This is a genomic window from Spirosoma sp. KCTC 42546, from assembly GCF_006965485.1.
Classification (GTDB): Bacteria; Bacteroidota; Bacteroidia; order Cytophagales; family Spirosomataceae; genus Spirosoma.
The window spans coordinates 7,864,706-7,875,920 of record NZ_CP041360.1 but is presented as its reverse complement, the minus strand read 5'-3'; the positions used below and the strand labels follow the sequence as shown (position 1 = coordinate 7,875,920).

Sequence of the window (11,215 nt, the reverse complement as noted above, 5' to 3'; positions counted from 1 at the left end):
ATCTATCATTCACGATAAATAACTCAACGTATGAACGTTAAAAGCATATTCGGCATCATTCTCACATTGCTCGGTTTGGGCGGTCTGATTTATGGAGGTATTGATTTTACAAAAGGAGGAGTAGCACAGGCTTCGTTTGTCTACCTTATTCTGGGCGGTATTTTCTTCTTTGCGGGTATTAGCCTGATTCGGGGAACGAAAGCGTAAGACAGGTGGTAAGTTAGAAGTGGCTGACGCGAGAGCAATATCTGCGTCAGCCACTTCTAACTTACTAACTTATCACCTCAGATACACCCCTATTCGCTCCTGATCACTCAGCACAACATCTACATGTTCGGTTAAGGTGGTGCTTAATTCATATCCTTTATAATCGGCGGCAACTGGGTAGCGCGGGTGATTACGATCAATCAGAACGGCTACCTGTAATTTGCGGATGGGCACACTCAGAAATGGCTGCAGGCTAAAGGCCAATGTCCGGCCTGTATATAACACGTCGTCTACGATTATAACTACCTTATCAGTGAAGTCGGCAGCAGAGCGGTCATGATGAACAACGGGTTGCGCCATCTGCGACTTATCTAAATTCAGTTGAATCAATTCAACTGAAAAAGGCGCTATTGTTTGCAATTCACGTGCCAATGCTTCTGCCAGTACGTATCCCTCCCCCGAAATGCCTGCCAGCAGCAGGGCAGTCTCTTCAAAGTTATTTTCGTAAATCTGAAACGCTATTCGCCTGATTTTCTGGTGAATCTGCTCTGCATTCAGGATAAATGTTGACTGGACGGTGTTCATGCACGAATCGGGAAAACGAATTAGTACTGCAAAGATGGCAAAAAAGCCGCTAGTCGGCGAAATAACTCGCAGCGCTGGTTAGTTGGCACAATTTTCGCCACTAGTCGTACAAAACGGTATCTGCTTTAAGCAATTATGCACACGTTTATCAGTTTTATTTTTGGTTTGTTTATCTGGATACTCCCCGGCAGATCTACTACAGAGACCGATATCATACAGACAGTTGGTGTATCGTTACGCAGTGGGGATGCCAGCGGGTTATCAGCCCGTTTTGCGAAAACGATAGAACTGGTCATTGATACCGAAAAGGTTGAATTCTCGGCGGTTCAGGCCACTCATGCCGAACTGATTTTACGATCTTTTTTTCGAAAATACCCTCCTCATCGCTTTCAGTTTGTGTATCGGGGTGCTTCGGATCGGTTACGATACAGTACCGGTACGTACGAAACCGACGGCCAGACATTTTCGGTTTACGTGTTAATGCGCCAGACCCCTGATCAGCACTACGTCATTAATGCCCTACACTTTAGGAAGGAGTAAGTGTAGAATGTAGGATATATGATGTAAGATGTATCGCAAAATGCTCTATATCCTACATCATATATCCTACATTCTACATCATACATTGTAAATCCCCTGTATCTTTGCACTTTCATGTAGAGGTACTATGATTGTTAAGACTAAAAAGTACGCATTAGACCAAAAAACGTACATCAATATCGCCCTGCGTCAATGGGTGAAAGAGAACTGGAAATGGGGATTTGTGCCCCTGGCGCTAATTCTGTTGAACGTTGTTCTGAACCTGACAAAAGCCTATCCCAACTATTGGATTTACATCGTGGTTGTTGTGCTTACAATTCTGTATGTCCTGTTCTGGGCCGTTCAGATTACGGGCATTGCGCAAATGGAGCAAAGTAAGGCGCTGTTTCAGAAGTATGTGTATGAAATTGACAGTCGCCAGATTCTGATGCGCATCAATGCCAAAGAGGGTGGCATTTTGAAATGGAGTCAGATTGATAGCGTTATCAAAGACAAAGACGCTTATATCATTTTCCTTGATAATTCAGAAGCCATGGCAAATGTGAAAGCAAACTGGATTGCTAAAACTGTTACGAAGGGATTATCCAAAGCGCAATTTCTATACCTGCCATTCAATATCTTCACCAGCGATAACGATCTGCGGTTCACGGATGCGCTCCTGAAACGCAAAGGATTGATTCCCGGCAGCGTTACCGCCGAAGCGGTAAAATAGTTTTTTCTTATTGAACACTGAGCCACAGAGAACACAAAGAAAAGCCGTATTGACGGTTACTCTGTGTTCTCTGTGGCTCAGTGTTTGCACCAATGGTATAAACTGGCTTACACGCATGAAAAATTCGCGCGTTTTAGTGGCTCTATTTCTACTTGCCGGGTCGGCATTTGGGCAAACGAAAAAACCAGTTACGCTCGATGACATATGGGGACGTAATGCAGGTGCCTTCACTCAGCGCACGGTTGAGGCTGTCAATTGGATGAAATCCGGCGGGTTTTATACGACCCTGGATGCTGGTAAAATTGTTAAGTTCAACATTACCACGGGCTTACCAGTTGAAACGCTGTTCGATGAACGACAGGCTAACCTAACGGGTAAAGCCATTCATATCGATGGGTATCAGTTATCATTTGATGAACGAAAACTGCTGTTAACAACAGAAGAAGAGCCAATTTATCGTCGGTCGAGCAAGGCGGAGTTTTATATCTATAACCTCCTTACAAAACAGCTAGCCCCGCTTAGTCGAGCTGGTAAGCAACAGTATGCTACTTTCTCTCCCGACGGTAAACGGGTCGCTTTTGTTCGGGACAACAACTTGTTTGTTGTAGAACTAGCTACGGGTAAAGAAACAAAACTGACATCGGATGGTAAACGGAATGCCATCATCAATGGCGGTGCCGACTGGGTTTATGAGGAAGAGTTCAGTATGGCACGTGCCTTTGAATGGTCGCCGGATAGCAAGCGACTGGCCTGGATTCGGTTCGACGAAAGCCGCGTACCCGAATACGATATGCAACTATGGGGAGGCTTGTATCCGGTCGAATATCGCTTTAAATATCCCAAGGCGGGCGAAGCTAACTCGCTGGTGTCGGTTTGGATTGCCGAAGTGCTGACGGGCAAAAAAGTAAAGGCGCAAACCGGCCGAAGCGTCGGTGATGCGGTATCCCGACCGTCGGAGACGGATATCTATTTACCCCGTATTCAGTGGACAAAGAACGCTAACCTGCTCTCGGTTCGGCGGATGAACCGGCTCCAGAATAAACTCGATTTGCTCCATGTGAGTGCCACAACCGGGCAAGCCCAAACGGTATTGACCGAGACGCCCGGAACGCCGGACCGGCCTACCTATGTCGATCTGGAATTTACGGATGACTTGACTTACCTGAACGATGGCAAGTCGTTTATCTGGAGCAGCGAACGGAGTGGCTACAAACATCTCTATCTGTATGATGTGAATGGTAAACTCATCCGGCCCATTACGTCGGGCAACTTTGAGGTGGCAACCGTATCGGGTATAGATGAGAAAAGTGGCACGATTTTTTTCACATCGACCGAAGCCTCTCCACTCGAACGGCATTTGTATCGTATTGGGCTGGATGGACAGAACAAGCAACAGTTATCAGAGAAACCGGGTACATACACCGCCAATTTTAGTCCTGACTTCAGCTACTATTTACTCTATCATACAGCAGCGGATTCGCCTGTAACCGTGAGCCTGCGCGATACCAAAACCACCAACGACCTACGTATTCTGGAGAGCAACGATGCATTGAAATCTCGTTTGGCCTCTTTTTCCATTAGGCCGAAACAGTTTTTTCAGACAAAAGCGGCTGATGGTACTCCTCTGAACGGGTGGATGATTAAACCGGCCAACGTTGATAGTACAGGTACGAAAAAGCATCCAGTATTGATGTTCGTTTACGGCGGACCCGGTTCGCAGACGGTCAAGAACGAGTGGGATAGCCGCGATTTTTTCTGGTACCAAACGCTGTTGCAGAAAGGCTATATTATTGTGTCGGTAGATGGGCGCGGCACAGGTGGGCGGGGAACGGCCTTTCGCACCTCCACGTACGCCCAACTGGGCAAACTTGAAACCGAAGACCAGATCGCGGCTGCCCGCTACCTGAAAACGCTGCCTTATGTTGACCCGAACCGTGTTGGAATCTGGGGATGGAGTTACGGTGGCTACATGACAGCTCTCTGTATGACGCTTGGTGCCGACGTTTTCAAGGCAGGTATTTCGGTATCGCCCGTTACAAACTGGCGTTTCTACGATACCATTTATACCGAGCGTTACCTCAAACGGCCGCAGGAAAATGCGGCTGGTTACGACGATAATTCGCCCGTAACGCATGCGGCTAAACTGCATGGCCCATATCTGCTGGTACACGGCACTGGTGATGATAATGTGCATTTTCAGAATTCCATAGCTTTCGAAAATGCCCTGATTGATGCCGGAAAACAGTTTCAGTCGTTCTATTACCCCAACCGCAATCATGGTATCTATGGAGGCAACACACGCTTGCATCTCTATCAGATGATGACTGATTTTGTAGAAAAGAATTTATAGAAAGGGAGGAAGGAGGAGAGGGAAGAAAGGGACGAAGGTCCCTATAGTGTAAATCTCCTTTTCTCCCTCTCTTCTCCTTCCTCCTTGTTCCCCTTTTTTGAGCAAACCAATGAACTTCAAATCTATACGAGTAGGTGTCGTTCAGGCAACACCAGCCTTGTTTGACTTAGAAAAAAGTGTCGATCTGGTTATCGACTGGATTGAAAAAGCAGTTCAGGCAGATTGCCAGTTAGTGCTGTTTCCTGAATCATTTATTCCCTGTTATCCACGTGGACTAACGTTCGACGCCATCGTTGGCCGACGCACTGAGAAAGGCCGTTCTGTCTGGCTTGATTATTGGGCAAACAGTCTGGAAGTTGACTCGGTACAAACCCGGCGAATACAGGAAGCGGTAAAAAAAGCAAACCTGTTTGTGGCGCTGGGCGTAACCGAAAAAGAGCCCGTTGGTGGAACGCTCCATTGTGCGCTGCTTTATTTTGGGAAAGATGGTCGCTTACTGGGGAAGCACCGAAAACTAAAACCAACCGGCCTGGAACGCTACATCTGGGGCGAAAGCGATGGGAGTACCCTGGTTAGTTTTGATACGGAAGTTGGCAAACTAGGCGGACTCATCTGTTGGGAAAACTACATGCCATTGGCCCGAACGGCCCTCTATCAGCAAGGCATCGAAATTTACCTGGCCCCAACGGCCGATGCCCGCGACTCCTGGCAGGCAACCATGCAGCATATTGCGCTGGAAGGTCGGTGCTTCGTGCTGGCCAGTAATCAATTTGTTACAAAAGCTGATTACCCCGACCGCTACCAGGCCGATCTGGTCGATGAGCCCACCATTATGAGTAGGGGAGGTAGCGTTATTATCTCGCCGATGGGCGAATTACTAGCGGGTCCACTCTGGGATCAGGAAGGTTTATTGATTGCCGATCTGGATTTCTCTGTATTGGCGAAAAGCAAACTAGACTTCGATTGCGTCGGTCATTACGCCCGAAATGATGTGTTTAACCTGACCGTTACAAACCAGCCTCCAATACAGAAAATTGCTGACTGAACGGGTTTGACATATGCCATATCTTTGGAGATATGGCATATGTCAAACCCGTTCAGTCAGCAATTCCCAATCGTTTAGTTGACGCTTATTTCGCCTGGTCGGTAAAGTCGACTACGGTTACTTCGGCTAGCCAGGGGCCAACGATGGTGCCAAATTTTTTGTGGGCTGGATGGGGCAGGTACGCATCCCGGTCTTTCTCGTTATCGAAGGTTAGAATGAACGCGTGGGTCAGGCCTTTATTCAGTTTTTCAGGGCTGTTATTCGTGCCCCACTTAAATCCTTTGATCTCCTTTATTTGCGATGGCAGCGCTTCAAAAGCAGCCACGATTTCGTTCACTTTCGCAGCCGTTGTTTCGGGCTTGAACTTAAACAGTACAATGTGCTGAACAGAGTTTGATTTCATTGTTTTTACAGGTGGATCGCCAGCAGGCGTGTGAGCGTATGTTGTGACAGATAGCAGCGCTAATGCAACAAGGGTGAGAACGTGTTTCATAAAGAATAAAGAGTTTGGATGGCAAAGAAAAAAGAAGTGCCACCCTACTGAGTGGCACTTTGTCTGAACCGGGATTTTTGTGATTGAACTGATTAAGCTGATTTTGATTGCAATGTAGTCGACTTACAAAATCATAAAAATCAGTTTAATCAGCTAAATCCCGGTTAAGCTAGTTTCGCTTTCAGATTCTCATCCAGCGCGTCCAGGAAGTCTTCGGTGTTCATGTAATGCTCACCAGCCGTCAGTTTGGTACCTGCTGGGTAGGCTGATAAGGCCAAATCCTTCGTCATTTTGCCGCTTTCAACGGTTTCAACGCAAACCGCTTCGAGTGCATTAGCGAAGTCGATCAACGCCTGATTACCATCCAGTTTACCCCGGAAAGCCAGACCACGTGTCCAGGCATAGATCGAAGCAATTGGGTTGGTTGAGGTTTTGTTCCCTTTCTGGTATTCGCGGTAGTGACGCGTAACGGTACCGTGGGCGGCTTCTGCCTCCATTGTATCGCCATCGGGCGTAACCAGTACCGATGTCATCAGACCCAGCGAGCCAAAGCCTTGCGCTACGGTATCCGACTGAACGTCGCCATCGTAGTTTTTGCAGGCCCACACAAAGTTCCCTTCCCATTTCAGCGCAGAAGCAACCATGTCGTCGATCAAACGGTGTTCGTAATGAACTTTGCCCGCGAATTCAGCGTCGTAGATTTCCTGGAAAATATCTTTGAAACGACCGTCGTATTTTTTTAGGATCGTGTTTTTGGTCGACAGATATAACGGCCAGTTTTTCTGCAACGCCATGTTGAAACAGGCTTTTGCAAAACCACGGATCGATTCGTCCAGGTTATACATACCCATCGCTACACCGGCACCTGGGAATTTGAAGACGTCATATTCCAGAACAGTTCCGTCTTCGCCTTCGAACTTCATAGTCAGTTTACCCTTGCCTGGTACCAGGAAATCGGTTGCCCGGTACTGATCACCAAACGCGTGCCGACCAACGATAATGGGGTATTTCCAGTTGGTAACCAAACGGGGCACGTTGTTCATCACAATCGGCTCGCGGAATACGGTACCGTCCAGAATATTGCGGATCGTGCCGTTCGGCGACTTCCACATCTGCTTCAGATTGAACTCTTTAACCCGGTCTTCATCGGGAGTGATGGTGGCACATTTGATACCCACACCGTACTCTTTAATGGCATTGGCCGCATCAATCGTTACCTGATCGTTGGTTTCGTCGCGGTACTCGATGCCTAGATCGTAGTATTTAATGTCAACGTCGACGTAGGGCAGAATCAGCTTATCTTTAATGAACTTCCAGATGATACGGGTCATTTCGTCGCCATCCAGTTCGACAACCGGATTTGCCACCTTAATTTTTTCCATTTGACTTGGTTATAAACGATTGAAAACGATACAAAACTTGGGTGCAAAAGTAGTGAATTACGGATTAGCTTGGTGCTATCAATTTGACCACAACCCTATAGTGTTACGTACAAATGTATATGCTTTTGACTAAATCGAGGCCATGTTTACTATACCCGTAAGTAAGTAATGTTCATCTTCTTTATTGCTATTGATAAACCCGCCTAACTCTTACATAATACAGTTTTGTGCTAGCTGTTAATATGTATTTTTCGTTATTTTTAGGAAATATTTATTGGATATGCAGCATAAAATTTTGAGATATTTATGAAATACTGTACAAATCTTTTATTTGGACTTCTTTTGCTCCCTGCTCTCTTGTTTGGGCAGTCTAAAAAGGCAATAAAGTCCAGTGATCGCCCGCCATCGGACCGTATCGAGAAGTTAAAGCAGGAAGCGGTGGCTGCGGTTGAGGCCAACAAAATTCAGGCGCAGCAGATCAACGATATGCTCTTCAGTTTCTCGGAGCTAGGTTTTCAGGAAGAGGAGACATTTACCTATTTGACCACAATTCTTGAAAAAGAAGGCTTTACGATTCAGAAAGGCGTTGCCGGTATTCCGACAGCCTGGATTGCCACCTGGGGATCAGGAAAACCCGTTATCGCGGTTGGTTCCGATATTGACTGTATTCCCAAAGCCAGCCAGAAGCCCGGCGTAGCCTACAAAGATCCCATTGTTGAAGGCGCACCGGGTCATGGCGAAGGCCATAACTCAGGTCAGGCACTCAACATCGTGGCGGTGTTGGCGGTAAAGAAGCTGATGGAGCGGGAGAAAATTCCCGGTACGCTCATGCTCTGGCCGGGCGTTGCCGAAGAGCAACTGGCTACGAAAGCGTTTTACGTTCGGGATGGCTATTTCAAGAATGTGGATGCCTGCATTTTCACCCACGTTGCCAGTAACTTCGGTGTGGCCTGGGGAGACAATGGAACGACGGGGATGATTTCGGCGAAATTTAACTTCGAAGGTCAGGCGGCTCACGCAGCGGGTGCGCCCTGGCGCGGTCGGTCTGCGCTGGACGCCGTCGAGTTAATGAACGTTGGCTGGAACTATCGTCGTGAACACCTCGAATTGACTCAGCGCTCGCACTATGTCATTTCCGATGGGGGCGATCAGCCTAACGTTGTACCGTCTAAAGCGGCTGTATGGTATTACTTCCGCGAACGAACCTATCCCAAAATCAAAGCCTTGTTTGAGACCGGAAAGAAGATTGCGGAAGGGGCGGCTATGATGACCGATACCAAAGTTACCTATGAGATTCTGGGATCGGCCTGGCCAGTGCATACTAACCGGCCAATTGCAGCGGCTATGTATGAAAATATTAAGAAAGTGGGCTTGCCGACTTGGTCGGAAGAAGATCAATTACTGGCTAAAGCCACACAGCGCGAACTTCAGTCGCCCAGAACGAATGGTCTGGATACCAAAATAGATTCTGTTGGTTTGCCCGTTTCGTCAGCCCCGGTGGTGATGATGGGTGGACAGGCAATGACGCCATTGTCGGGTGGTTCGGATGATATTGCCGATATCTCCTGGTCGGTTCCAACGGTAGTTCTGGGTTATCCCAGCAATATTCCGGCCTTGCCCGGCCACCATTGGAGCGATGCTATTTCAATGGCCACACCTATTGCCCATAAAGGCGTTGTTGCTGGCGCTAAAGCCGAAGCGATGACCTTGTTGGATATGCTGTTGAAGCCTGAAATTATTAAAGATGCCTGGGCGTATTATACTGATGAACAGACGAAAGGCATCAAATATGAATCGTTAATCAGCTCCAAGGAGCAACCGGCCATTTACCTGAATAAGAAGATTATGACCGAGTTTAAGCCCAAGTTGGAGAAGTTTTATTATGATCCCAGTAAGTATAAAACGTACCTGGAACAGCTCGGTATTAAATACCCCACCCTACGCGACGATCAGCGGGCAGCTATTGCCAAAGCCGCTGAAAAAGAGAAGGAAATGAAAGGAAAATAAAGGCTTTATCAACTAACTCAATCAACTCTATACAATTCTCTTTATTAACATGAAGCACTGTACAACGCTTTTGAGCCTGTTTTTACTCGCTCCTGCTTTGCTGTTTGGACAAGCAAAAAAAGCAGCTAAATCCAATGACAACCGAGCGTCGGACCGTCTCGATAAACTGAAAGCCGAAGCGGTTGCTTCTGTGGAGGCCAACAAGGTTCTGGCGCAGCAGATCAACGATAAGCTCTTTAGTTTCGCCGAACTGGGATTCCAGGAAGAAGAGTCATTTAAATATCTGACGAGTCTGCTTGAAAAAGAAGGTTTTACGGTGAAGACAGGTATTTCCGGTATTCCGACGGCCTGGATCGCCACCTGGGGATCGGGCAAACCACTCATTGCCGTTGGCTCCGATATCGACTGTATTCCTAAGGCCAGCCAGAAGCCCGGCGTAGCTTATAAAGACCCTATCGTGGAAGGGGCACCGGGTCACGGCGAAGGCCACAATTCGGGTCAGGCACTCAACATCGTGGCTGTGTTGGCGGTAAAGAAATTGATGGAGCGTGAGAAAATCCCCGGCACACTTATGCTCTGGCCGGGCGTGGCCGAAGAGTTGGTTGGTACCAAAGCGTTCTATGTTCGGGATGGTTATTTCAAGGATGTCGATGCCTGTATCTTCACCCACGTGGGTAACAATCTGGGCGTTTCCTGGGGCGATAATGGCAACAATGGTCTGGTATCCGTGAAGTTCAACTTTGAAGGGCAGGCGGCTCACGCAGCGGGTGCACCCTGGCGCGGTCGTAGTGCGCTGGATGCCGTCGAGTTAATGAACATCGGCTGGAACTTCCGTCGCGAACACCTCGAACTGACTCAGCGCTCGCATTATGTCATTTCCGATGGGGGCGATCAACCGAACGTAGTGCCGTCCAAAGCGGCTGTATGGTATTACTTCCGGGAGCGTACTTACCCTAAAATCAAGAAGCTTTTTGAAACAGGGGTGAAGATTGCAGAAGGGGCGGCTATGATGACCGATACCAAGTTCACCTACGAGATTTTAGGTTCGGCCTGGCCCGTACATACCAACCGTGTCATGGCAGCGGCTGCTTATGACAATATCAAAAAAGTGGGTTTGCCAACCTGGTCAGACGAAGATCAACTATTAGCCAGAGCCTCACAAATCGAGTTGCAGGCTCCTAAAACGGAAGGTTTAGCCATGAAGCTGGATTCGATGGGTATGCCTACGTCCTCAGCACCCGTAGTGATGATGGGTGGACAAGCTATGACCCCTATGGGCGGTGGTTCAGATGACATTGCCGATATCTCCTGGTCGTTGCCGACTATCGTATTACGCTATCCGAGCAACATTCCGGGTCTGCCGGGTCACCACTGGGCTAACGCTATTTCGATGGCTACGCCGATCGCCCACAAAGGGATTGTGTATGGCGCGAAAGCCGAAGCGATGACCTTGCTGGATTTGTTAATGAAGCCTGAGTTGATCAAAGAATCCTGGGCGTATTACAAAGACGAACAGACCAAAGACATCAAGTACGAGCCGCTGATTTCGCCGAAGGAGCAACCAGCCATTTACCTGAACAAGAAGATCATGGCCGAGTTCAAGCCCAAGCTGGAGAAATTTTACTATGATCCGAGCAAATACAAAACGTACTTAGAGCAGTTGGGCATCACCTATCCAACTGTACGTGACGATCAGCGGGAAGCTGTGAAAAAGGTAATTGAAAAAGAGAAAGAAAAGGAAAAATCGTCGGCATCGAAAGTAGGATCGTCACGGTCAGAATAGTCTTATCAATGTATTTTTTCTGTCATTTCGACGCCAGAAGGAATCTCAAGCTCCTCTATTAGTCAAGCTTGAGATTCCTTCTGGCGTCGAAATGACAGAAAGTAAAATAGC

At 47.7% G+C, this 11,215-nt stretch carries 10 protein-coding genes; 7 read left to right on the top strand and 3 right to left on the bottom strand.

Translation table 11 applies throughout. The features are described 5' to 3' along the window. Window positions 1–30 precede the first annotated feature (30 nt). Window positions 31–207: a hypothetical protein gene (locus EXU85_RS35575; RefSeq protein WP_168207904.1), complete on the top strand. Its 177-nt coding sequence runs from the start codon at window positions 31–33 to the stop codon at window positions 205–207. Window positions 208–279: 72 nt separating this feature from the next. Here EXU85_RS35575 and EXU85_RS32010 read toward each other — a convergent pair whose 3' ends face one another. Further along, entirely contained in the window at window positions 280–792 is a 513-nt protein-coding gene (locus EXU85_RS32010; protein WP_142775975.1) for a phosphoribosyltransferase family protein, read from the bottom strand. Between the two features lie 135 nt (window positions 793–927). Here EXU85_RS32010 and EXU85_RS32005 point away from each other — a divergent pair, with 135 nt between their 5' ends. The 4 genes from EXU85_RS32005 (at window position 928) to EXU85_RS31990 (ending at window position 5,439) form a co-directional block, all read left to right on the top strand. Next, window positions 928–1,332, top strand: a complete 405-nt coding sequence (locus EXU85_RS32005; protein WP_142775974.1) for a DUF4783 domain-containing protein — start codon at window positions 928–930, stop codon at window positions 1,330–1,332. 127 nt (window positions 1,333–1,459) lie between these two features. Further along, window positions 1,460–2,044, top strand: a complete 585-nt coding sequence (locus tag EXU85_RS32000) for a YcxB family protein (protein WP_142775973.1) — start codon at window positions 1,460–1,462, stop codon at window positions 2,042–2,044. A 115-nt stretch (window positions 2,045–2,159) separates the two neighbouring features. Then, window positions 2,160–4,394, top strand: a complete 2,235-nt coding sequence (locus tag EXU85_RS31995) for a S9 family peptidase (protein WP_142775972.1) — start codon at window positions 2,160–2,162, stop codon at window positions 4,392–4,394. 109 nt (window positions 4,395–4,503) lie between these two features. Beyond that, window positions 4,504–5,439 (top strand): carbon-nitrogen hydrolase family protein, encoded by a 936-nt coding sequence (locus tag EXU85_RS31990; protein WP_142775971.1) that lies wholly within the window; start codon window positions 4,504–4,506, stop codon window positions 5,437–5,439. Between the two features lie 85 nt (window positions 5,440–5,524). Here the strand turns inward: EXU85_RS31990 and EXU85_RS31985 are convergent, their stop codons facing one another. After that, complete coding sequence (locus EXU85_RS31985) at window positions 5,525–5,932, bottom strand: Dabb family protein (protein WP_142775970.1); 408 nt, start codon at window positions 5,930–5,932, stop codon at window positions 5,525–5,527. A gap of 164 nt (window positions 5,933–6,096) precedes the next feature. Further along, a complete protein-coding gene (locus tag EXU85_RS31980) occupies window positions 6,097–7,314 on the bottom strand; it encodes an NADP-dependent isocitrate dehydrogenase (RefSeq protein WP_142775969.1) in 1,218 nt (405 codons plus the stop codon). A 306-nt stretch (window positions 7,315–7,620) separates the two neighbouring features. Here EXU85_RS31980 and EXU85_RS31975 point away from each other — a divergent pair, with 306 nt between their 5' ends. Beyond that, entirely contained in the window at window positions 7,621–9,321 is a 1,701-nt protein-coding gene (locus EXU85_RS31975; protein ID WP_142775968.1) for an amidohydrolase, read from the top strand. 49 nt (window positions 9,322–9,370) lie between these two features. Then, window positions 9,371–11,104, top strand: a complete 1,734-nt coding sequence (locus EXU85_RS31970) for an amidohydrolase (RefSeq protein WP_142775967.1) — start codon at window positions 9,371–9,373, stop codon at window positions 11,102–11,104. Window positions 11,105–11,215: the final 111 nt, after the last annotated feature.

What these genes read in the sequence shown, in the direction of transcription:
- EXU85_RS35575 (WP_168207904.1), top strand. Translation starts at nt 31, where the DNA reads ATGAACGTTAAAAGCATATTCGGCATCATTCTCACATTGCTCGGTTTG.
- EXU85_RS32010 (WP_142775975.1), bottom strand. Translation starts at nt 792, where the DNA reads ATGAACACCGTCCAGTCAACATTTATCCTGAATGCAGAGCAGATTCAC.
- EXU85_RS32005 (WP_142775974.1), top strand. Translation starts at nt 928, where the DNA reads ATGCACACGTTTATCAGTTTTATTTTTGGTTTGTTTATCTGGATACTC.
- EXU85_RS32000 (WP_142775973.1), top strand. Translation starts at nt 1,460, where the DNA reads ATGATTGTTAAGACTAAAAAGTACGCATTAGACCAAAAAACGTACATC.
- EXU85_RS31995 (WP_142775972.1), top strand. Translation starts at nt 2,160, where the DNA reads ATGAAAAATTCGCGCGTTTTAGTGGCTCTATTTCTACTTGCCGGGTCG.
- EXU85_RS31990 (WP_142775971.1), top strand. Translation starts at nt 4,504, where the DNA reads ATGAACTTCAAATCTATACGAGTAGGTGTCGTTCAGGCAACACCAGCC.
- EXU85_RS31985 (WP_142775970.1), bottom strand. Translation starts at nt 5,932, where the DNA reads ATGAAACACGTTCTCACCCTTGTTGCATTAGCGCTGCTATCTGTCACA.
- EXU85_RS31980 (WP_142775969.1), bottom strand. Translation starts at nt 7,314, where the DNA reads ATGGAAAAAATTAAGGTGGCAAATCCGGTTGTCGAACTGGATGGCGAC.
- EXU85_RS31975 (WP_142775968.1), top strand. Translation starts at nt 7,621, where the DNA reads ATGAAATACTGTACAAATCTTTTATTTGGACTTCTTTTGCTCCCTGCT.
- EXU85_RS31970 (WP_142775967.1), top strand. Translation starts at nt 9,371, where the DNA reads ATGAAGCACTGTACAACGCTTTTGAGCCTGTTTTTACTCGCTCCTGCT.